A 21,423-nucleotide genomic window follows, 5' to 3' on the forward strand; every position below is an offset into this window, starting at 1 on the left:
GGATCGCGAAGCGGCCCTTCGGTCAGTCTTAGCGGCCCACTGCCAGGTTGGCCTGGACGTTGACGCTTTGCTGGACGAGTGACGCGACGCCGGAGTTCTGGCTGATCACCATGACGCCTGCTGCCGACTGGCCAACATGGTTCATGGTATTGGACAGGTTGAAATTGCCTGCACTCACCTTCACTTTGCCGCCCGCGCCGCCCGCACCGCCAGCACCGCCATAACCGCTGTTGGCGCTGGCCGAGCCGCCCTTGCCGCCGCTGCCGCCCTTGCCGCCATTGCCACCATTGCCGCCGGTGGCATCGCTTGCGCTTGCCGTCGTGCTGGCTTTCTGCCCGACGCTGCCTGAGGTGGTGTCGCCGGCATTGCCGCCGTCGCCGCTATTGGCGCTCGCCGAGCCGCCGTAACCGCCGCTGCCGTTGCCGTCACCGCCAGCGGCTTTGGTGGTTGCTTTGTTGCCGCCGCTACTGGCTTTGGCGTCTCCGGTTGTGCCATCTCCCGCGCTTGCGGTCGACGAGCCGGTAGCATCGCCGCCGGCAGCCTTGGCCTTGCCAGCGGCGTCACCGCCAGCAGTCTTGGCAGCGTTAATGGCGTCGCCGTTCTTGGCTTTGGCGCCGGCCCAGGCAGCGCCGCCCGTAGCGTCACCATCACCGACGGCGCCAACGGCAGCACCGCCAGTCGCGGTCGAGGTTGCGCCAGCCGTGTTGCTGGCGGCTTGCGTGGACGTTGCCGGTCCGCCAGTGGAAGTGTCAGTCGCTGCAGCCGTGCCGCCGGTGGCGGTGTCCGTCGACGTTGCCGCGCCGCCGACCGCAACGTTTGCAGCTACTGCCGGCCCCGTAGTCTGGCCATTTGCCGCGGTGGCAGCGCCACCTGTGCCAGTGCCGGTGGCACCTGCGCCGGCCGTGGCCGGACCGGCATTGCTGCTGCCGGCCACGCTGCCGACTGCGCTGCCGGTGGATGCCGTGTTGGTCGTCGGACCGGCAGTCGCTGTGTTGAGTGCGTCGCCGCCGCCGCCGCCGCCACCACCACCACCACCGGCACCGCCGGCACCGCCAGTTGCGATGCCGCCCAGGCTGGAGCCGCCGGCGCCGCCCGCCGCACCGTTTGCGCTACCGGAGTTGGTGGCAACATTGCCGATGCCGGATACTGTCACGCCCGTCACCGCGCCGGTCAGTGTGCTGGTGGCAGTCGCACTGCTGGTGTTGAACGAGTCGCTCACTTTCGAACTGGCGCTCGCGCCGTTGGCCGCTGCCGCCGAGCCGAGCCCGTTGGCAGTGGCAGTGCCGGTCACGGCTTTCGTCGCCGTCTTGGTGACGGTCTTGGTGTCGGTATCGGTCTTGGTATGGATGGAATTATCGGTATTGGTCTTGGTTACGGTGTCAGTATCAGTTTTGGTATGGATGGAATTATCGGTGTTGGTTTTGGTATCGATGTCGCTCTTGGTGTTGGTGACGGTCTTGGTGTTGACCGAATTGTCCTGCGCCGCAAGGGAACCATTGTTCGCCAATGCGCCCGGCCCAGTCTGTGTGTCCTGTGCCATGGCGTTGCCGCCGAGTCCGAATGCAAGTGCGAGAGAGGATGCCAGGAGAGTTCTTTTCATGATTGTGCCTTTGCAAAAAATATCGAAGGTGGATCAATGTCCGACAGGACTTGGCAAACCTAGCCAATCCGCACAGTGCATTGCAATTGCAGTGCCAGAACCTGGCTTGCGCAGGTAAGTCATTGAAAACCCGGGCAATGGCGCCTGAGGCATCCGGGTTGACGTAGCGCGGTGACGGGTTCTCTTCGCAAGTCCGGTCCAGATGTGTAATGCCTCCGATACAAATGCCTGTCAGGGCTCATGGCAAGTGCGTGTTGTCAGGGTGGGGGATACAAAAAATCTCCTGCAATTCAAGCAGTTGCAGAAAAATCTTCGCACTCTTATAGAAGAATGGATGCTGTAATGTTTGTGTTACAAAGGTGTCTTGGCGATGCCGCCGGCCTGGCACGGTCGGCATCCGCCTGGCGTCGGTCTTCGAGTGGTGCGCGCACGCACGGGCAAGCGCGGGATGGCTGCAATATCACTGTAAGGCTGCGTTGCAGGGGACATGGCAGCAGCAGATGGGGCTGGCTGGAGGCGGCGCTGATCACTGTTGTAAATGCCGTTGCGTTAATGGCGTGCTTGTGCGGAATCAAAATGGCAGCGGCATGCTTCACCAAAAATGAGGCATTCCACAGACCTCTTCCGTATCCCCATGATAAATGCCCATGTAGCCGCGCCCCGGCTTGCGCCGGCGCAGGATGTAAACCTCTATGCCAATGCCGAGTCAAGATTGCGTCCACGCTTGCATGGCGCAAGCGCCTTGTGCTGTTCGTTGCTGGTAATGATGCACGGACTGGCATGGGGCGATGAGATGCAGGGCGCCGCGTCAGCACGCGAGGCCCTGCAGCACAGGATTGCAGCGCAGGCCGAGCAGATCGATGCGCTCAAGCGCGCAATCGCCGAGCAGGAGGCAAGCCTTGCGCAATTGCGCCGTGCCGTTGCCGGAGCAACGCTGGATGGGGCACGTGGCCGCGGCGCCGCCGAGCCACAGGCGCAGGGTGGGGCAGCAGTTGCGGCGGCGCAGGCCGGGGGTGGCGCCAGCCAGCCGGTGCAGCAGGAAACGCGGCCGCCGGAAGTGGCGCAGATTTTCGAGCAGCCTGGCGTACTGACGCCGCCCGGCAAGTACGTTCTCGAGCCATCGTTGCAGTACAGTTATTCGTCCGCCAATCGGGTTGCGCTGATCGGCTACACCGTTATTCCCGCGTTGTTGATCGGCTTGATCGATGTGCGCGAAGTCAAGCGCAATACCTTCACTGCGGCGCTGGCCGGGCGCATCGGGCTTACCAACCGTCTCGAGGTGGAGGCGCGCATTCCTTACGTGTACCGTTCCGATTCCACCGTCAGCCGCGAGATTGCTACCGGTACGGCGGCGGACCGCACTTTCGACGCCAGCGGCAGGCATCTGGGAGATGTCGAACTGGCAGCGCGCTACCAGTTGAACGATGGCGGCAACGACAAGCCTTACTACATCGGCACCCTGCGTTTCAAGGCGCGCAATGGCCGCGACCCCTTCGAGGTGGTCACCGACTGCGCCCAGCGTTGTGTCGGCAATGCCAGCGGCACTGGCTTGCCGCTGCAATTGCCGACCGGTTCGGGCTTCTATTCGCTGCAGGGCGGTTTGACCTGGCTGTTTCCGACGGACCCCGCCGTGTTCTTTGGCAGTGTGACGTACCTGCACAACTTCAAGCGCAATAATGTCAGCCGCACGGTATTGAATGGCGAGCGTGAATTTCTCGGTTCGATCGAACCCGGCGGCATCTTCGGCTTCAATTTCGGCATGGGGCTGGCGCTGAATGACAAGACGTCATTCAGTGTCGGCTACGACCACAATTCCGTCGGACGCACCAAGCAGGGCGGGCAGGTCGTGCCAGGGTCGGTGCGAACCCAGCTGGGCACGCTGCTGCTTGGCTATTCCTATCGCATCAATGACAAGCGCACGTTGTCGGTATCGGTCGGCGCGGGTCTCACACGCGACACGCCGGACCTAACCTTGAACGTCAAGATGCCGATCTCGAACTAGCCAGCGCATGAATGCGCCCGGAAGCGCTTGCTGGCCAATTGGCAGCAAGCGCAGGCCGGTGTACTTGCGCAGGGCACTAACGGCTATTGTCGAGAACGTGCGTGCTCGCACTTGATGTCGACATCGGGCGTGACCGGATATTGTATTTATCAATCAGGCGGTACAGCGTCACGCGCGACACGCCCAGCAAACTGGCTGCATGCGAGATCTGGTGCCGTGCCTGCGTCAAGGCGCGATGAATCATGACACAGTCGGTACTGGCGCGCGCCGCTTCCAGGGAGAGGGCGTTGTCGCAGCGCGGCACGTTCATGAACCCCAGATCCTCTGGCTGGATGAAATGCCCTTCCGCCATCACTGTTGCGCGCTGTACCCTGTTGATGAGTTCACGCACATTGCCGGGCCAGGGGTGGTTGCGCATGGCCGCCGTGGCGGCGCGTGAAAAGCCGCGCACGCTGCGGTTATGCATGCCGGAAAATTTGGCAAAGTAATGCTGCGCCAGGCCATCAATGTCGGCGTCACGCTCGGTCAGCCTTGGCGTGGTAATGCAAACGACATTGATGCGGTAGTAAAGGTCTTCGCGAAAGCGTCCCTGGACGACCGCGTCGGCGAGGTCGACATGGGTCGCGGCGATGACACGCACGTCCACATCCACGGCTTCCGTGCCGCCTACGCGCACGATGCGCTTTTCCTGCAGAAAGCGCAGCAGGTTGACTTGCATGTCGAGCGGCATATCGCCAATTTCGTCCAGGAACAATGTGCCGCCCCTGGCTGCTTCGATGCGGCCGATCTTGCGTTGCTGGGCGCCGGTAAAGGCGCCTTTTTCATAACCGAACAGTTCCGACTGCAGCAATTGCGGCGCGATCGCACCGCAATTGACGGCAATAAATGGTGCGTGGCTGCGCGGCGATTGCCGGTGCACCGACATTGCTGCGAGTTCCTTGCCGGTGCCGGATGCGCCGGTGATCAGGACGGAGGCATCCGTGCGCGCAACCTTGCGGATCTGCGAAAACAGGCGTTGCATGGCCTCGCTATTGCCGACCATTGGTAACTCGGCATCCATGTTCGCGCGCGGGTGCTGCGGCGCATTGCAGGAGTCGCGCACAAATGCCATGCCCCAGGCGTGACGCAACATAAGCATCGTGTGGTCCGGATGGGCAGGAAGGATCATGAAATTGAACAGGTAGGCGCTGATGCATTCGCGCACCCGCATGTCCGACAGGAGTTCGGGCGCGATCATGCCGATCCAGGCAATGCCGCCACGGCAGAGGAGAGGGTCGCAATTGTCCAGGTGGGCGACATCGGCCGCCTGGGTGAGCATCAGCAAGCCCACCCGGCACCCCGCGTCGATTGCCAGATAGGGGGAATCCGAACCAGGGTGTTCAATCACCCGCACTCCCTGTTTTTCCAGCATTGTCGAATAGGGGCAATACAATTCGGCATGCATTACAGGGCGCAAGATCAGAACAGTCTGTTCGTGCCGTACGGTTTTCGATACATCCAGCACAGTATCCTCCCATGGTATTTCATTGTGCGCTGCAACCGCGCCTGGCGGTCACCACTGGCTGCTGCGAACACTACACAGGGTAATCATGCATGATGCGCCGTGTTTGTTGCGGCGCAAAATAAGGGAAACTTTCAGTACTCGGCTGTGCCAAGTTTGCGCTAAGACCTTGTGGAATTTTTTAATGCAATGTTGGTGAAAAGCAGATATTTACGAGAAAAAAATTGCCGCAGGCAGGACGCAAACCTGCATGCGGCAATTGTGCCTGGCCGGCACGACAGTACTAGTGCAATACGACCGGCTGACTCATCAGTGCATCGTATTTGCCGAGGAAAGTATCAATATCTTCCACGGACGGTTCGGTGGCAATCAAGTCTTCCACATCTTTACGGAATGCTTCTGCCAAGGCACCGCCGATGAAGATTTCGCGTTTGCCGGACTTGTCCATGATTTCATAGCCGCCAAAGCGCATGGATTCGCGATCGCCGTCAGCGAAGAATTCCACTACGCTGTACTGATCGCTGTTATAGATAAGGTTCATGTGGCGCTCCTTGGCTAAACATCGCTGTTGAAAGACTGGTAGGTCGCTATCCCGAACATGACGGCTGGTCGCTGCTTTTTCAAGGCATTGACTGGCAAGAAAAGGTTACCAGTTGTTACAGCGGCACGGGTTTATCAGAGCTTGAACGAATATATGCTAGGTCTGCCACATAGGGCTACGTGCCATACAGGGAAAACCTCGCCTTCACTCAGTACTACGGCTATCCAGAGTCAATTCTTTAGTCAGACCCAGCCATTTGTCATATGGTTCCTGCTGCAGGAATTGGCGGATCTGTTGCAAGTGGCTGCTGTCGGCCAGGCTGATGTACAGGCGTTCGGGATGCTGGCGCAGGAGGCGGTTCAGGGTAACCCGCATGGTGAGGCTGCCCGTGCAGCAGATGCAGCCAGGCGCGACGCGCACGATGGTCAGCCACGACGGCAAGACTTCATCGAATGGCGTTGCACCGGTCGGCAATCCTTCCAGGATCACCGCGGTGCGCACACCCGCGTCCAGCGCCGCGGCAATCCGGCTTTCGCGCAGGAAGGCATCAGCGCCGGTAACCAGTGTCAGGGGGATGATGCGCTTCAGAGGTTCTTCTTGCCCAGCTTGCTGGGCTCGACGCCCAATTGTTTCAGTTTGCGGTAAAGATGGGTGCGTTCAAGCCCGGTTTTTTCTGCCACGCGCGTCATGCTGCCGCCTTCACGCGCCAGGTGGTGTTCGAAATAGGCGCGCTCGAAGGCATCCCGGGCTTCGCGCAATGGCAGGTCGAATGACAGGCTGAAGGCGGGCGTTTCGGCCTGCAGCGGCGCTGCCGCTGTCATGACGGTTGGTGCGCTTGTGGCCAGGCCGGCACCGTGTCCGTGCGAAGCCGTAGTGGCATGTTCAACAGGCGCATTCGGACGGGCGAAATGCGTTGCGACCGGACGGGTGGCTTCCTGGCCGCGCGACAAGCCTTGCTGGACTGCCTTGAGCAATTTTTGCAGGGCAATCGGTTTTTCCAGGAAGTTGAGCGCGCCGATGCGTGTTGCCTCGACGGCAGTATCGATGGTGGCATGCCCGGACATCATAATGACCGGCATGGTCAGCAAGCCATCGCGCTGCCATTCCTTCAAAAGAGTGACGCCATCGGTATCCGGCATCCATATATCGAGCAAGACCAGGTCGGGCAAGCCGGCAATACGCATTTCGCGCGCCTGCTGGGCGTTTTCCGCCGTATCCACGACATGACCTTCATCGGAGAGGATTTCCGAAAGTAATTCCCGGATACCCATTTCATCATCGACTACCAAGATATTCGCCATTTGCCACTCTTTCTGAACTTTACTGCCCGCTATTGCCTATAGCTTGTATTAATAATTGATTGTGAGAAATATTTTCAATGCGTTTACGCATGAGGCGCTAACTTTAACAGCAATATTAATACTTTGGCACCATTTCCATCAACTCGATTCTGAATATCAACGCGGCCGCCATGTTCGTCGATAATTTTTTTCACCATCGCCAAGCCTAGTCCAGTGCCCCGTGCCTTGGACGTGACATAGGGTTCAAACGCCCGTGCCAGGATTTTTGACGAAAATCCCGGGCCATTGTCGGTGATCGTCAGGCGCACGGCGCTGCGTTTGCTACCGTCCGAGCCGGGATAGTGGACCGCTTCCGTGCTGACGTCAATGCGCGGCTGGGTCGAGGCTTTGTCAATGTCGGCAACGGCATCCTGTGCATTCTGCAACAGATTATGGATGATTTGGCGCAATTGGGTCGCATCGCCCATGATCTGCGGCAAATTTGGTGCCAAATGCAGATGGATGATATCGCGTTCATCGCCGGCGATATACAGATGCAGGATTTCCGTGATCAGGGCGTTCAATTCCAGCGGGGCCAGCACGGCGGGCGGGGTCCGGGCAAAGTCACGGAAATCGTTCACCATTTTTTGCATGGCCGCGACCTGGTTGACGATGGTGGATGTGGCGCGTTTGAGAATGCCCGCATCGGTCTCGGCAAGCTTGTCGGCCAGCTTCATTTGCAATCGCTCGGCGGAGAGCTGGATGGGGGTTAGCGGGTTCTTGATTTCGTGCGCCAGACGCCGCGCCACTTCGCCCCATGCCAGCGAGCGCTGGGCTGAAATAACATCGGAAATGTTATCGAATACGATCAGATAGCCATTGCCTGCTGCAACCGGCAGGCGCGAGCCGCGCGCCAAAAGAGTGAGGCCTTCATCGCCTTCCGTGCCATCGCCGCCGTCAGCGGCGCCGGCTACGCGCGGGACTTCAATCTGCTTTTGCCAGTGCCGGCTGGTGACGGTGTCGTCGCCGGCAGATTGCGCGTTGTGTTCGGAAAAAGCCTTGGTCACGACTTCGGCAAAGGACGCCAGGCCCGGGATCGCCGCCAATGGCTGGCCGATGGCCTGGCTAACAGCCTGTTGCAGGATGCGATCGACGGAATCATTGCAGGTCAGGAGCTTAAATTCCTGGTCCAGCACCATCACGCCGGCCGACATGTTGGCCAGAACCGATTCGAGATAGGCCTTGGCGTTTTCCAGGGCGCTGCGGTTTTTCTCGACGGACGCGCGCGCCTCGGACAACTGCCGCGTCATGAGGTTGAATGACTTGGTCAGCGTGCCAAGTTCAGTATTGCTGGCGACGATCGGGCGCGGCGACAGGTCGCCTTCGGCGACAGCCTTGGTGCCTTCGGCCAGCAGCAGCAGAGGCTGCGCCAGGTCGCCGGCGATCAGGAAGGCGCTGGCAACTGCGCCGAAGATCGTGAGCAGCAGCGTCAGGGTCAGGGTCACCAGGTAAATCTTGCGCAGGCCGGTGCGCGACAGCGACCTTTCCTGGTATTCGCTGTAGGCTGCGCGCAGGGATTCGGCATTGGCGGCCAGCGAGGTCGGCACTTGCTGGATCAATTGCAGAAAGCGCGTTTCGCTCCTGAGCGACGAGGTGTGCAGCGATGCCGGAATCGCCACCACGACGCGCATGCGCAGCCTGGTGGCCGCATCCAGGCTCGATAGCTGCCCGGCGCCAGGCGCCGAGGCGTCGAAGCCGGTGGCATCGTCAATGATTTCGGCATCGCTTTCGATGACCGAGAAAGCGCGCGTCAGCCGCGCTTGCCGCAGCATGGCCTGGGTCGGCAGGGTTGGCAGCAAACTGCCGGCATCGCTGTCTGTTGCAACGATGCGGCTGGCGGCGCTGACGATGGTGGCTTCCTGCAGGTTGTTCTGGCCGCGCAGGCGCGACAACCGGGTGGCCTGGGCGGTGTCGGTGAGGTCGGCGATTTCAAGCGCGATGCTGCGCGCCTTGGTTTCCAGGTCGGCAAGTTGCGATTCCAGCGCGGTGCGCCCGAGATTCAGGCCCGATTCCAGCGCCGCCTCGACCCGCACGTCGAACCAGGATTCAATCGAGCGCGAGACAAATTGCACCGATACCAGGTAAATCATCAGCCCCGGCAGGATGCCGACCACGGCGAACAGCAGCACAAGCCGTGTCATCAGTTTGGAGCCGAACAGGCCGCGCCGGAATCGGCTATAAAGGCGCGTGAGCAGCAGCAGCACCAGCACCAGCAGCGAGGTGGCCACCAGGGCGTTCAGGCCCAGCAACCAGGGATAATGCTTGTCGAAGGCGGCCGAGTTTTCCGAGGCCGAGGCCAGCATGAATAGCAAGATGCTGACGAGCGCGGCGCCGATGACGAGGAAATACCGAAATAACCTGCTCAATTACTCTGCCTTGTAGGTGAAGGTCTTCCAGCCTGAGGATAAATGCCAATCGCTGTCATTGATTGCGTTGACCTGGAAAGGCTTGGGCAACTGCGTGACATCGAGGCGCATGCGCACCTTGACCTGGTAGCTGGCGCCTTCCTTCAGCGTTTCCTTGTCGGCCACCAGCCAGCGCGCCGGTCGGCGCACCACGGCCAGGGCGTCGCCAAGCGAGGAAAAACTCTGCCGCAGGCTGCCCGCCACCGTAGTGTAATACTGGCGCGTCAGCACATTATAGGACAGGCGGACCGTGCGCGAGGCGCGCACGGCGCCTTCATCGAACCAGTACCAGCGCGGCCGGTTCAGCTCCACATCGGTGGTGAAGTATAGCGGCACGCCGCGGTTGAGCGCATCTTCCAGCACCCGCCTGAGCTCGAAGCTGAAGCTGGACGCCAGCCGGTACCCTTCATCGGTGGCTTCCAGTTGGGCCTGCTCGATCTCGACGTCGGCAGCATGCGCAAATGGCATGGCAAGCATCCCGCCCAAAAGGAGGGAGGCCAGGAGAAATCGGATGGCGATCTGGAGCAGGCGGCTTGTCACTGGCAGATGGTCGGAATTTATCGGATGCTTGTTAAAACGTTAGCGGACGGGCACCGGCCCTTCAGGCAGGCGGTTTCTGGAACAGCGCATAGAACAGGCCATCCTGATCCAGTTCGCCGCTGGCGCCTGGCAGCAGTTGGCCTGGCGCGGCAAGCCGGATGGCGCCATGCCGGCTTGCGAACGCCTGTGCCTGCATTTCCGATTCTTCCGGCCAGAGCGAACACGTCACAAGTAACAATTTACCATCCGGTTTCACCATCCGCCAAAGATTGTCCAGAATTTGGCAGGAAAGTGTTGCAAGGCGCGCAGCGTCGTCCGGGCGACGCAGCCAGCGGATGTCCGGGTGGCGCCGTACCACCCCGGACGCGGTGCAGGGCACGTCGGCAAGGATGCGGTCGAAAGGCTGGCCATCCCACCAGTCGGCGCGGCTGGCATCGGCTTGCAAAAGATGCGCGGAAAGTTGCAATCTTTGCAGGTTCTGGGTAATGCGTTGCAGCCGTTCGCCATCGGCGTCCAGCGCCAGCAAGTCGATGTCGGCGCATTCCAGCAAATGGCCGGTCTTGCCGCCGGGAGCGGCGCAGGCGTCCAGTACGCGCATGCCGTCTTGCGCATCGAGCATGGGCGCTGCCAGCTGGGCGCCGGCATCCTGCACGGAAACCCACCCCTGGGTGAAGCCGGGAATGGCCTGTACCGGCATCGGCTGTTCGAGCTGCACGGCATCCGCGCCGATCTTTCGGCCTGCAATATTGTGCGCCGCCAGTTCCTGCAGGTAGGCCGCAGCGCTGGCGTGCCGGCGGTTGACGCGCAGCGTCAACGGCGGACGGGCATTGCCGGCTTCCAGGATGGTTTGCCAGGCATTCGGATAGGCGGCCTGGACGCGCTGGATCCACCAGAGCGGGTAGTTCCAGCGCGCGACCGGGTCTTGCATGACTGCTGCAAGCAAGCTGTCGCGTTCGCGCAAAAAGCGCCGCAAGATGGCATTGACCATACCCTTGGCGTGGGCGAGCTTCGGATCTGCCGCCGCGGCGGCCACGGCCTGGTCGACCAGGGTAAAGTCGGTATAGGGGCGGTCGCTGCCATCGTCCTCGCACAATTGCGCCAGGCTGCAGCAAATCAGGCTCAACAGGAGCTGCGGCTGCGGCGTGCGCGTGGCAAGCTGCCTGAGCAAGGCGCTGGCGCGCCCCCACCGGCGCATGCTGCGGTAGGCAATATCCTGCTGGGCACCTCGTGCGGCGTCGGACAAGCCGAGGGATTGCGCCACCCTGGCGAGTGCAGGCGGCAAGGCGGTGCCCTCCAGTACGAGGGCGACAGCCTGTGCAGCACCATGGAGGCTCAATGCCAGAGAGTCGGGTTTGAGCCGCAGTTTTGCCACCTTGCTCAGACTCCCCAGACGATATCGCGTCCCTGCGCATTGGCAGCACGCAGCATATCCAGCAGCGGAAATGCGCGCGCACTGAACGTGACGTGTTTGGCCGCCTGGCGCTTGCGTTCTTCGGCGTCGAAACGGTCTTCATCTTCCGCTGCGGCTTCGCGCTGCGCCGCCAGCTCGGCTTCGAGCAAGCGTTCGCGCTCGATTTCCGCTTCCAGTTTTTCAATTGCCGCGCCGGTCTCGGCAGCGGTGATGATGCCGCGCTTGGTATCCTTGCCGAGCAGGTCAAGCAGGCGCTTGGCATGGTCCTCGTACATCAGGATATCGGCCGCTGCTTTGGATTTGAAGGTGAGTAGCATATGGGCTCCGTGCGAACGAAATCAGTTCGGCTTGAAGGAAGAAAAGAAAGTGTCAGCTTCGTCGCGCGCCAGCCTGGACGATGGGCCCAGCACCACGACCTGGTAGACCCGTGCATCCTTGGCGAAGAAGCGCGCCAGCAGGAGCAGCTCCGACGCGTCCGGTGCGCGCGTGCCGGTCGCCTCGAGTTCGAGCGGGCCGGCGCCGGCACCTGCTTCGCGGCGAATGCTGCCGTTAATATTTCGCAGCAGTCCGGCCTTCATGGATGCCAGTGCAGCGGGGACGGTAGCGGCATCGGGCAGGGTGGCGGCGCCCACTGCAAAGGTCACGCCGTCGACTTCGGCCGCGGTCATGGTCATATCCACCTTGCTGCCGCCGAGTTCGACCGGCCGGGTCACGCTGGCAGGCTTGGCCGGCAGTAAAACTTCAAACGGCACCGGGGTGCCGCGCACCTGGCGCCAGTCGAATTTCGGGCTGCAGGCAGCCAGCAGCAAGGCAAGTGCAACGAGGGGCAGGCAGGGCCAGCGTCCGGGAAAGCATAAAAAATTTTGCATGGGTGCGATGGTAACGTAAATTTGCGCCAATCCGGGCCGTTTCGCCGCATTTACACTATTGCACCTGCAGTGCGCGGCGATACTGGATTGCTTCGGCGACATGTGCCGTGCCAATGACGTCGGCCGACGCCAGGTCGGCGATTGTGCGCGCCACCTTCAGCACCCGGTGATACGCGCGGGCCGACCAGTTCAGGCGCGCCATGGCATTGCGCAGCAATTCTTGCGCATCCGGGTCGGGGCAACACCATGCATCGACCTCGGCGGGCGACAGCGCATGGTTGGCCTTGTCCTGGCGCGCATGCTGGCGCACGAAAGCCTGTTCGGTACGCGCGGCAATTGCCGCCGAGGCGACCCCGTCGGCCTGCCGCAGCAAGTCGTCACGCGGCAGCGATGCCACCTGGATTTGCAAATCGATGCGGTCCAGCAGGGGGCCGGAGACGCGTGACTGGTAACGTGCCACCATGTCCGGCGAACAGCGGCACTTGTTGTCGCTGTGGCCCAGGTAGCCGCAGGGGCAGGGATTCATGGCTGCCACCAGCTGGAATCGTGCCGGGAAATCTGCCTGGCGCGCGGCGCGCGAAATGGTGATGTGGCCCGATTCCAGCGGCTCACGCAAGACTTCCAGGACGCGGCGGTCGAATTCCGGCAGCTCATCCAGAAACAGCACGCCGCGGTGCGCCAGCGAAATCTCGCCGGGGCGCGGATTGCCGCCGCCGCCGACCAAGGCCACGCCCGAGGCTGTATGGTGCGGCGCGCGAAACGGCCGGGTTTTCCAGTTGGCGGCGGCGAACACGCCAGTCAACGATTGCACCGCGGCCGATTCGAGCGCTTCCTCGTCCGACATCGGCGGCAAGATGCCGGGAAATCGCGCCGCCAGCATCGACTTTCCAGTGCCGGGCGGCCCTACCATCAGGATGCTATGGCCGCCCGCTGCAGCCACTTCCAGCGCCCGCTTGGCATGCAGCTGGCCCTTGACTTCGGCAAAATCCGGATAGCGCGGCAGGGCCGTCTGCGTGGCCGCTGCGGCATGGTGGCGCGCCAGGCGGTCGTCGCCTTGCGGTGCGGCGAAGTGGGCGCATACCTGCTGCAACGACGTGGCCGGAAGGATGGCGGCATCCATCACGAGCGCGGCCTCGGCGGCATTGGCTTGCGGCAGGATGAAGGCACGCTGGCGCCCTGCGGCGGCGCTGCTGTTGCGCATGGCATAGGTCATTGCGAGCGCGCCGCGGATCGGACGCAATTCGCCTGACAGCGACAGTTCACCGGCGAATTCATAGCGGTCCAGCTCATCTGCAGGAATTTGCCCGGACGCTGCCAGGATGCCCAGTGCAATCGGCAGATCGAAGCGGCCGGATTCCTTGGGCAAGTCGGCCGGCGCCAGGTTGACGGTGATGCGTCGCGCGGGAAATTCGAAGCGGCCATTTTGCAACGCGGCCCGCACACGGTCGCGCGCTTCCTTGACCTCGGTATCGGGCAAGCCGACGATGGTAAATGACGGCAAGCCATTGGCCAGGTGGACTTCGACCGTGACTTCTTGCGCCTGCATGCCGGTTAGCGCGCGGCTTTTCAGGACTGCCAGGCTCATCAAATGCCTTTTTCTTGTTTAAAGGAAAGAAGGCAAGCTTACCTTTACCGGAAATTCCGAACTTTGCCGCAGATCAGGCAGCGTCAGGCTAGGCTGGATTTGTGGTTTTTAAGATGTTCCAGATGGAAAATGACCGCCTTGACGATGGCCACCATGACCGCGCGGTCTTTGCTTGGATGGTCGGCATAGGCAACGACGATGTTGCCTATTTGTACTGTAGTGCTGCGCTCGTGCGGCGCATCTTTGGGAAAAATCAGCGCCAGTTCATATTCGGCCAGCAGCGGCCCGCAGGCTTTCCAGTCGCGCGTCCACTTGGGTAATGCCTTGTTGCCTTCCCACAGGGTGCCCGCGCTTTCGTAGAATTCCTCGATGTTATGGTGGCCTAGCAGATGCGCCAAGTGACGTTCTTTCGCCACGCAACTGCGGAAATATTCTTCATCGCTCATGCGCATGATGGAACTCCCTTCAAGAAACGTGTCGCCGGAAGGAACAGCAGATGGTGAAACAATTATCCTATCGCATCGAGGCCATCGTCAGGCAGAATATATTTGATCGATCCGATAAAATCCCTGGCCAGTTCAATAATCGTTTCTTCATGTTCACGGTGTGGAACATGGTAAGTGTCTGGCATTATTTCAACACGCAATGGTCCACCAGATAGCCCTGCAATCGTTTCAGGATGACGCAAGGAGCCATATTCGTCTTGTGCACCATGAATGACGAGCAAGGGACAGGTCACCTCGGGCAAGACATTCTTAAGCGACCATCCGGAAAAATCAGGATCGGACCATGTGTCGGTCCAGGCATTCAAGACCCATGTCGCCTTGTCGCCATGGTATTTCATCAAGCGCGTAATTTGCCCCGGCTGTTTGAACGATTCTTTCGCCACCTGGATGCCGTGCAGTATCCTGTCATCGACAAACGCCTGGGCTGATTCAGTGATGAGCCCTTCACAAGCACCTGGGAATTTGGCGGCACAATAGATCGCGATGCCGCCCCCAACGCTGTGGCCAAAGGCAATAAATCGCGTGATGTCCAGTTGTGCGCAGACCGCTGGAAAATAGGTGTGCGCTTCTTCCGCAATAAAATCCAGTCCTGGTTTGGCCGAGCGAGGATCGGACCGGCCGTATCCCAGGCGATCATAGGCAATGACGCGTCTGCCCGTGCTCACGCTTAGCATGGCAGGGAAATTACGCCACAGGTCGACACAGCCTAAGGAGTCGTGGAACAGCACGATAGGACTGCTGGTCGCAGCGCTTTCCCTGTCTTTCAAAGGAAGCCAGGTACGGGTAAAGATGCGTCCGTGGGGATGTTCTATCCAGGCATCTTCGTGGGTGCTGTCGCGGACATGGTTGGTTTGCATGCGAGTCTTACGTCAGGATAGCCTTGACTTACCGACTATTGCGCTGACAGCACAATCAGACTGGATGTGGCTGAAGCATAGAGTTTTCCGTCAAGATCGGTCAGGCGCGCCTCGGTGAATGCGACGCGACGCCCCAGGGTAATAATTTTGCCCTCTGCGCGGACGGTCCCCGTATCCTTGTTCATTGCCTTGTGATACGAGATTTTGAGTTCAATGGTTGAAGTGGTCTGCCCGGCAACCATTCGGGACATGACGGCATAGCCACAGGCGAAGTCCAGCATGGTGGCGGCAAATCCGCCGTGAACAGTGCCAAACGGGTTGTAGAGATGAATGTCCGGTATCGCTTCGAGCACGACGCGACCGTCATCAACTTCAACAAGACGGATGTCGAGCGTCTCGCCGATGCCGGGCCGCCGGTCTGTCTGCAGCATCGCCTTGAGTTGTTCAATTCCAGACAAGTGTGGCCCGATTTCATGCAGCAGGTTCATGGCGTGTTTTCTCTATTCGATGGATTGCACAAAGCTCATACAAGAACTACATGTTCGGATAGTTCGGCCCGCCGCCGCCTTCGGGCGTGACCCAGACGATGTTCTGGGTCGGGTCCTTGATGTCGCAGGTCTTGCAATGCACGCAGTTCTGCGCATTGATCTGCAGGCGGTCGGCGCCTTCTTCGGTCTTTACGAATTCATACACCCCGGCCGGGCAATAGCGCGACTCCGGCCCCGCATAGGTCGCCAGGTTCACCTGCACCGGCACGCTCGCATCCTTCAAGGTCAGATGCACCGGCTGGTCTTCGGCATGGTTGGTGTTGGAAATGAACACCGAGGACAAGCGGTCAAAGGTCAGCTTGCCATCCGGTTTCGGATACGCAATCGGCGTGAAATTGGCCGCAGGTTTCAGGCTTTCATGGTCGGCATGGGTATGGTGCAGCGTCCAGGGCGCCTTGCCTTTCAACAGCACCTGGTCGATCCCCACCAGCAGGGTGCCCATCACCAGCCCCTTGCCCATGGCCGGCTTGAAGTTGCGCGCCTTGTGCAATTCTTCATGCAGCCAGGATTGCTCGAAGGCGAGGGGATAGGCGCTCAGTTCATCGTGCTGGCGGCTGGCGCCCAGCGCCTCGAAGGCGGCATCCGCAGCCAGCATGCCTGTCTTCATGGCCGCATGGCTGCCCTTGATGCGCGAGGCATTCAGGAAGCCCGCATCGCAGCCGATCAGCGCGCCACCGGGGAAGACCAGCTTCGGCAGCGATTGCAGGCCGCCGGCGGTGATGGCCCGGGCGCCATACGACAGGCGCTTGCCGCCTTCGAAGAAGCTGCGGATGGCGGGATGGGTCTTGTAGCGCTGGAATTCCTCGAAGGGGGAGAGATACGGGTTTTCATAGGCCAGGCCCACCACGTAGCCCACCGCCACCTGGTTGTTTTCCAGGTGGTAGAGGAAGGAGCCGCCATAGGTGGCATTGTCCAGCGGCCAGCCGGCGGTATGGATGACGAGCCCGGGCTGGTGTTTGGCCGGATCGATTTCCCACAATTCCTTGATGCCGATGCCATAGGTTTGCGGATCGCGCCCGGCATTCAAGTCATATTTGGCCATCAATTGCTTGCCCAGATGCCCTCGGGCGCCTTCGGCAAACAGGGTGTACTTCGCATGCAGTTCCATGCCCAGCTGGAAAGCCGCGGTAGGCTGGCCTTCGCGGTCCACGCCCATGTTGCCGGTGGCAACGCCCTTCACGGAACCATCATCGTTGTAGAGCACTTCGGCGGCGGGAAAGCCGGGGAAGATTTCCACGCCCAGTGCTTCGGCTTGCTGGCCCAGCCAGCGCACCACGTTGGCCAGCGAAATGACGTAATTGCCGTGGTTCTGGAAGCACCCCGGCAAGAGCCAGTTGGGGGTCTTGTAGGCCTTGGTTTCGGACAGGAAGAGGAAGCGGTCTTCGGTGACGGGCGTGGTGAGCGGTGCGCCGCGTTCCTGCCAGTCGGGGAAGAGTTCGGCGATTGCCACGGGGTCCATGACGGCGCCGGAGAGGATGTGGGCGCCGAGTTCGCCGCCTTTTTCCAGCACGCAGACCGAGACCTCATTGCCCTTGGCCGCGGCGAGCTGCTTCAGGCGAATGGCGGCTGACAGGCCGGCGGGCCCGCCGCCGACGATCACCACATCGTATTCCATTGCTTCGCGCGGGCCGTACTGTTCCAGGAGATTCATTTCAGAAGGTAAAAAAGAGGGCTAAATACAGGAGGATTCAAACTCAGGGCGCAACCGGTTTTTTGCCTGCAGCTTCCCCGTAGCTCACGCCGAGTCCGGCGCGCACGTCTTGCTGGATGCCATACTGGGCAAAGGGGTAGCGCAAACCATTGCCGGACAGGGCGCGCATGCCCTCGAGCGCTTTTTTCAAATCCTCAGGTGCAATCGCCATGAGCATTTCATCGTCCAGCACGCCGCCGTAACGCCGCTCGGCAAAGCAGGGCAGCGACAGGCTTGGCTGCCGTGTCGCCAGCGCGCGTCCCCAGGAATCGGCGCAAGCCGATTCGCCCACCACGCTCCAGTCGAAACGCTTGTAGCCGGACCACTGCAGGCCATTGATGAAATAGATCATGGCGCCGGGCGTGGCGTAAAACAGCACGATATCCGGCGGATCGAGGCGCTTGCTGCGCACCGGCGACACCACCATGGCGGCATAGCGCCCGTGCGGCACGCAATGCATGGCTGACTGGTGCGCGGCGGCATCGTCTTTGGTCGCGTACCAGACCCCGGCCATCGGTGTGCCCGCCCGCCAGGTTTCATCCTGTTTGGCGAGCCCGATCACGGCGCGGCACTGGTCGCCGACCAGGTCGTCGGCAGTAATACCGACTGTCCAGCCCAGGCGTGCTGCCTGGGCGACGATCTGGTCGGTCGTATGGATCGCGGTCGGCCGGCGCAGTTTGGGAATGGCTTGCATGGCTTCCACCGTTTCGAACATCTTGATGCCGAACGGTGGGGTGCGCAACTTCAGCACATTTTCCAGTTCCTGCGCCAGCGTGACCAGATCCAGCTTATCGTCCAGCTTGTCGCCCTGGTTTTCCATGGCAATAACCTTATTCCGCGCTCAGATGGAGGTCGGTAGTGACTTGCTGGCGCAGCAGGTATTTCTGGATCTTGCCGGTGACCGTCATCGGGAATGCATCGACAAACTGGACGTAGCGCGGGATCTTGTAGTGGGCGATCTGCCCGCTGCAAAAGCTGCGGATTTCCTCGGCATCGGCATGCATGCCAGGACGCAGGATGATGCAGGCGCACAGTTCTTCGCCATACTTCTTGTCGGGCACACCCACGCATTGCACATCCAGCACTTTCGGATGGCGGTAGAGGAATTCCTCGATCTCGCGCGGATAAATGTTTTCGCCGCCGCGAATGACCATGTCCTTGGAGCGGCCGACGATGCTGCAAAAACCGTTTTCATCGATGACCGCGAGATCGCCGGTATGCATCCAGCCGGCGGCATCGATGGCTTCGCGGGTCTTTTCCTCGTCGCCCCAGTAGCCGAGCATGACCGAGTAGCCGCGGGTGAGCAATTCGCCCTTTTCGCCGCGTGGGACGATCTTGCCGTCGGCATCGACGATCTTGACTTCGAGGTGCGGGTGCACGCGGCCGATGGTGGACACGCGCAGGTCGATCGGGTCATCCACCGAGCTCTGGAAGCTGGCTGGCGACGTTTCCGTCATGCCGTAGGTGATGGTGATCTGACTCATGTGCATGTTGTTGATCACGCGTGTCATGACTTCGATCGGGCAGGGCGAACCCGCCATGATGCCGGTGCGCAAGCTCGACAGGTCGTAGTTCTTGAATTCCGGATGGTCGAGGATGGCGATGAACATGGTCGGCACGCCATGCAGGCCGGTACATTTTTCGGTCTGTACCGTTTCCAGCACACCCTTGGGATCGAAGCCTTCGCCCGGGTAGACCATCGCTGCGCCATGCGTGACGCAAGCGAGATTGCCCAGTACCATGCCGAAGCAATGGTAGAGCGGCACTGGAATGCATAGCTTGTCTTTCTCGGTGAGCCGCATGGTTTCGCCGATGAAAAAGCCATTGTTCAAAATATTGTGATGCGTAAGCGTGGCGCCTTTGGGCGCGCCGGTCGTGCCGGAAGTGAACTGGATATTGACCGGGTCGTCGAACTGCAGCGTGGCGCTGACATCGGCCAGGTGCTTGAGGTCGTCGTCGTTGACGGACGTCAGCAGGTCGTCGAAGTTGAGCATGCCGGCGGTTTTTTCGCGGCCCATGCGAATGATGTGCTTGAGCGTCGGCAAATGCGGCGCATGCAGGGCGCCGGGCCGGGCGTGCTTAATCTCTGGCACGACATCTTCGGCGATCTGGATATAGTTACTGGTCTTGAATGCCGGCGAGAGGATCAGGGCACTGCACTCCACCTTGCCGAGCACGTATTCCAGTTCCGAGCGGCGGTAGGCTGGATTGATGTTGACCAGCACCAGGCCGGCCTTGGCGGTTGCAAACTGGGTGAGCACCCATTCGGAATTGTTTTGCGACCAGATGCCGATGCGCTCACCCGGCTTCAAGCCCAGCTTGAGCAAGCCAGCGGCAAGACGATTGGCGCGCTGCTGGAATTCCCGGTAAGTCCAGCGTACGTTCTGGTACGGCACCACGAGCGCCGGCTGGTCGGCAAAGCGGTCGGCTATCGAATCCAGAAATGAACCGATCGTTTCGCCGATCAGCGGTACGTTATGGGCACCGTGAACATAGCTTGGCTTTTGCATGATTTCTCCTTGATATGGCCGGTCCCACGCGTCATGCGAAGCGTGGGCCGGTAATGGCAATATCGTTAAATTATTATTTTTTTACAAGCGGGCAACCGGATTGCGCCAGCGGGCGGAAGGCTTCATCGCCCGGCACAGTGCTGATCACTTTGTAATAATCCCATGGCGCCTTGGATTCTGCAGGTTTTTTCACTTGCAGCAGCAGCATGTCATGGACGACGCGACCATCTTCACGCACCTTGCCCTTCGGGATCACGACGTCCGAGATGGGCAGTTCACGCATCTTTTTGTTGACAGCGGCGGTCTCGTCAGTGCCAGCGGCCTTGACGGACTTCAGGTAATGCATGACGGCAGAATACATGCCTGCCTGCGCCATGGTTGGCATGCGCTTGTGCTGCGAGAAAAAGCGCTTCGACCAGGTCCGGGTGGCGTCATTCAGGTCCCAGTAAAAACCTTCGGTCAGATACATGCCCTGCGCGTAATTGAGGCCGATGGAATGGACATCGCTGATAAACATCAGCAAGGGCGCAACCATCTGGCCGCGCGAGGCGATGCCGAATTCAGCAGCTTGCTTGACGGCGTTGACAGTGTCGCCGCCGGCATTGGCCAGGCCAATGACCTTGGACTTGGAGTTTTGCGCCTGCAGCAGGAAGGAGGAAAAATCGCTGGCATTCAAGGGGTGCTTGACAGAGCCGAGCACCTTGCCGCCGGCGCCGGTGACGATGTCGGAAACGTCTTTTTCCAGCGATTTGCCGAAGGCGTAATCGGCGGTCAGGAAGAACCAGCTGTCTGCGCCGCGCTTGACCAGCGCCTTGCCGGTGCCGACGGAACTGGAGTAGGTGTCATACATCCAGTGCATGCTGTTGGCGTTGCATTTGTCATTCGTGATGGTGCTCGACGCAGAGCCGACGACGATCGCCAGCTTGTTCTTTTGCTGCGCCACTTCCATCACCGCCAGGGCAACGTTGGTCGGGACCAGGTCCATCAGCACGTCGACATTCTGCTGGTCGATCCATTCGCGCGCCTTGGAGGCGGCGACATCGGCCTTGTTCAGGCTGTCCGCGGTGACGATTTCGATGGGTTTGCCCAGCACGGTCTTGCCGAAGTCTTCAATCGCCATTTTCGCGGCAATGATGGAACCCTGGCCAGACAGGTCCGAGTACAACCCGGACAAATCCGTCAGCACGCCGATCTTGACGACATCATTGCTGACCTGTGCCGACGCGGATGCCATGCCGGCGACGACCAGTGATACGGCGAGCGAAATCTTCCTGAGTTTGGGGTGCATTATCTATCTCCATTGATGTAATTCTTGTGTTGCGATCGGGCGACTCTCAGTGTGGATCAACCAGGGAATCCAACCATCATTTGTGCTGATTGTTGTTAATGCGCAGCAAAAATATTTCTAAATATGAGTGCAACTAACAAACGAGCACGATTTTAGGATGAATATTCAGGGGTATCAAGAAGAATTTGCGCGATATAGTATTTCAAACTTGATTTGTAGTGAGTTATACT

Annotated in this window: 19 protein-coding genes; 1 reads left to right on the plus strand and 18 read right to left on the minus strand. The window is 60.3% G+C overall.

The genetic code is table 11. The features are described 5' to 3' along the window. Positions 1-28 precede the first annotated feature (28 nt). Positions 29-1,600, minus strand: coding sequence for a hypothetical protein (locus EKL02_RS02575; protein ID WP_128900580.1), 1,572 nt, complete (start codon positions 1,598-1,600; stop codon positions 29-31). Between the two features lie 763 nt (positions 1,601-2,363). Here EKL02_RS02575 and EKL02_RS02580 point away from each other — a divergent pair. Then, the gene (locus tag EKL02_RS02580) at positions 2,364-3,602 is read left to right on the plus strand and encodes an acetate kinase (protein WP_128903348.1); all 1,239 of its coding nucleotides are present in this window, start codon (positions 2,364-2,366) and stop codon (positions 3,600-3,602) included. A gap of 76 nt (positions 3,603-3,678) precedes the next feature. Here EKL02_RS02580 and EKL02_RS02585 read toward each other — a convergent pair whose 3' ends face one another. The 17 genes from EKL02_RS02585 to EKL02_RS02665 form a co-directional block, all read right to left on the minus strand. After that, entirely contained in the window at positions 3,679-5,046 is a 1,368-nt protein-coding gene (locus EKL02_RS02585) for a sigma-54 dependent transcriptional regulator (RefSeq protein WP_128900581.1), read from the minus strand. Between the two features lie 340 nt (positions 5,047-5,386). Beyond that, positions 5,387-5,644, minus strand: coding sequence for a DUF3567 domain-containing protein (locus EKL02_RS02590; RefSeq protein ID WP_128900582.1), 258 nt, complete (start codon positions 5,642-5,644; stop codon positions 5,387-5,389). 204 nt (positions 5,645-5,848) lie between these two features. Then, positions 5,849-6,145, minus strand: a complete 297-nt coding sequence (locus EKL02_RS02595; RefSeq protein ID WP_347232095.1) for a GTPase — start codon at positions 6,143-6,145, stop codon at positions 5,849-5,851. An 83-nt stretch (positions 6,146-6,228) separates the two neighbouring features. Continuing rightward, on the minus strand, positions 6,229-6,945 hold the full coding sequence (locus EKL02_RS02600) for a response regulator (RefSeq protein ID WP_128900584.1): 717 nt from the start codon (positions 6,943-6,945) through the stop codon (positions 6,229-6,231). 83 nt (positions 6,946-7,028) lie between these two features. Continuing rightward, entirely contained in the window at positions 7,029-9,350 is a 2,322-nt protein-coding gene (locus EKL02_RS02605; protein WP_128900585.1) for an ATP-binding protein, read from the minus strand. Beyond that, positions 9,351-9,866: a DUF4390 domain-containing protein gene (locus EKL02_RS02610; RefSeq protein WP_128903349.1), complete on the minus strand. Its 516-nt coding sequence runs from the start codon at positions 9,864-9,866 to the stop codon at positions 9,351-9,353. It lies immediately after the preceding gene. A gap of 124 nt (positions 9,867-9,990) precedes the next feature. Further along, entirely contained in the window at positions 9,991-11,301 is a 1,311-nt protein-coding gene (gene rsmB / locus EKL02_RS02615; RefSeq protein WP_128900586.1) for a 16S rRNA (cytosine(967)-C(5))-methyltransferase RsmB, read from the minus strand. A 5-nt stretch (positions 11,302-11,306) separates the two neighbouring features. Next, positions 11,307-11,657: a DUF1840 domain-containing protein gene (locus EKL02_RS02620; protein ID WP_128900587.1), complete on the minus strand. Its 351-nt coding sequence runs from the start codon at positions 11,655-11,657 to the stop codon at positions 11,307-11,309. Positions 11,658-11,678: 21 nt separating this feature from the next. Further along, positions 11,679-12,209 (minus strand): hypothetical protein, encoded by a 531-nt coding sequence (locus tag EKL02_RS02625; RefSeq protein WP_241687767.1) that lies wholly within the window; start codon positions 12,207-12,209, stop codon positions 11,679-11,681. 55 nt (positions 12,210-12,264) lie between these two features. Further along, complete coding sequence (locus tag EKL02_RS02630) at positions 12,265-13,794, minus strand: YifB family Mg chelatase-like AAA ATPase (RefSeq protein WP_128900588.1); 1,530 nt, start codon at positions 13,792-13,794, stop codon at positions 12,265-12,267. Between the two features lie 83 nt (positions 13,795-13,877). Then, entirely contained in the window at positions 13,878-14,246 is a 369-nt protein-coding gene (locus EKL02_RS02635; RefSeq protein ID WP_128900589.1) for an aminoacyl-tRNA synthetase, read from the minus strand. A gap of 56 nt (positions 14,247-14,302) precedes the next feature. Further along, the gene (locus EKL02_RS02640; RefSeq protein WP_128900590.1) at positions 14,303-15,157 is read right to left on the minus strand and encodes an alpha/beta hydrolase; all 855 of its coding nucleotides are present in this window, start codon (positions 15,155-15,157) and stop codon (positions 14,303-14,305) included. 35 nt (positions 15,158-15,192) lie between these two features. Further along, positions 15,193-15,645: a PaaI family thioesterase gene (locus EKL02_RS02645; RefSeq protein ID WP_206732441.1), complete on the minus strand. Its 453-nt coding sequence runs from the start codon at positions 15,643-15,645 to the stop codon at positions 15,193-15,195. 46 nt (positions 15,646-15,691) lie between these two features. Further along, positions 15,692-17,356: an electron transfer flavoprotein-ubiquinone oxidoreductase gene (locus EKL02_RS02650; protein WP_128900591.1), complete on the minus strand. Its 1,665-nt coding sequence runs from the start codon at positions 17,354-17,356 to the stop codon at positions 15,692-15,694. A gap of 43 nt (positions 17,357-17,399) precedes the next feature. Beyond that, positions 17,400-18,215 carry a DUF169 domain-containing protein gene (locus EKL02_RS02655; protein ID WP_128900592.1) on the minus strand — a complete coding sequence of 272 codons (816 nt, stop codon included), beginning with the start codon at positions 18,213-18,215 and terminating at the stop codon, positions 17,400-17,402. A 10-nt stretch (positions 18,216-18,225) separates the two neighbouring features. Next, complete coding sequence (locus tag EKL02_RS02660) at positions 18,226-19,905, minus strand: AMP-binding protein (protein WP_128900593.1); 1,680 nt, start codon at positions 19,903-19,905, stop codon at positions 18,226-18,228. Between the two features lie 73 nt (positions 19,906-19,978). Next, positions 19,979-21,193, minus strand: coding sequence for an ABC transporter substrate-binding protein (locus EKL02_RS02665; protein WP_128900594.1), 1,215 nt, complete (start codon positions 21,191-21,193; stop codon positions 19,979-19,981). Positions 21,194-21,423: the final 230 nt, after the last annotated feature.

The organism is Janthinobacterium sp. 17J80-10 (assembly GCF_004114795.1).
GTDB lineage: Bacteria > Pseudomonadota > Gammaproteobacteria > Burkholderiales > Burkholderiaceae_D > Paucimonas.

Excerpts from the sequence above, each read along its gene's own strand:
- EKL02_RS02575 (WP_128900580.1), bottom strand. The coding sequence starts at position 1,600 with ATGAAAAGAACTCTCCTGGCATCCTCTCTCGCACTTGCATTCGGACTC.
- EKL02_RS02580 (WP_128903348.1), top strand. The coding sequence starts at position 2,364 with ATGATGCACGGACTGGCATGGGGCGATGAGATGCAGGGCGCCGCGTCA.
- EKL02_RS02585 (WP_128900581.1), bottom strand. The coding sequence starts at position 5,046 with ATGCATGCCGAATTGTATTGCCCCTATTCGACAATGCTGGAAAAACAG.
- EKL02_RS02590 (WP_128900582.1), bottom strand. The coding sequence starts at position 5,644 with ATGAACCTTATCTATAACAGCGATCAGTACAGCGTAGTGGAATTCTTC.
- EKL02_RS02600 (WP_128900584.1), bottom strand. The coding sequence starts at position 6,945 with ATGGCGAATATCTTGGTAGTCGATGATGAAATGGGTATCCGGGAATTA.
- EKL02_RS02610 (WP_128903349.1), bottom strand. The coding sequence starts at position 9,866 with ATGCTTGCCATGCCATTTGCGCATGCTGCCGACGTCGAGATCGAGCAG.
- EKL02_RS02620 (WP_128900587.1), bottom strand. The coding sequence starts at position 11,657 with ATGCTACTCACCTTCAAATCCAAAGCAGCGGCCGATATCCTGATGTAC.
- EKL02_RS02625 (WP_241687767.1), bottom strand. The coding sequence starts at position 12,209 with ATGCAAAATTTTTTATGCTTTCCCGGACGCTGGCCCTGCCTGCCCCTC.
- EKL02_RS02630 (WP_128900588.1), bottom strand. The coding sequence starts at position 13,794 with ATGAGCCTGGCAGTCCTGAAAAGCCGCGCGCTAACCGGCATGCAGGCG.
- EKL02_RS02635 (WP_128900589.1), bottom strand. The coding sequence starts at position 14,246 with ATGCGCATGAGCGATGAAGAATATTTCCGCAGTTGCGTGGCGAAAGAA.
- EKL02_RS02640 (WP_128900590.1), bottom strand. The coding sequence starts at position 15,157 with ATGCAAACCAACCATGTCCGCGACAGCACCCACGAAGATGCCTGGATA.
- EKL02_RS02645 (WP_206732441.1), bottom strand. The coding sequence starts at position 15,645 with ATGAACCTGCTGCATGAAATCGGGCCACACTTGTCTGGAATTGAACAA.
- EKL02_RS02650 (WP_128900591.1), bottom strand. The coding sequence starts at position 17,356 with ATGAATCTCCTGGAACAGTACGGCCCGCGCGAAGCAATGGAATACGAT.
- EKL02_RS02655 (WP_128900592.1), bottom strand. The coding sequence starts at position 18,215 with ATGGAAAACCAGGGCGACAAGCTGGACGATAAGCTGGATCTGGTCACG.
- EKL02_RS02660 (WP_128900593.1), bottom strand. The coding sequence starts at position 19,905 with ATGCAAAAGCCAAGCTATGTTCACGGTGCCCATAACGTACCGCTGATC.
- EKL02_RS02665 (WP_128900594.1), bottom strand. The coding sequence starts at position 21,193 with ATGCACCCCAAACTCAGGAAGATTTCGCTCGCCGTATCACTGGTCGTC.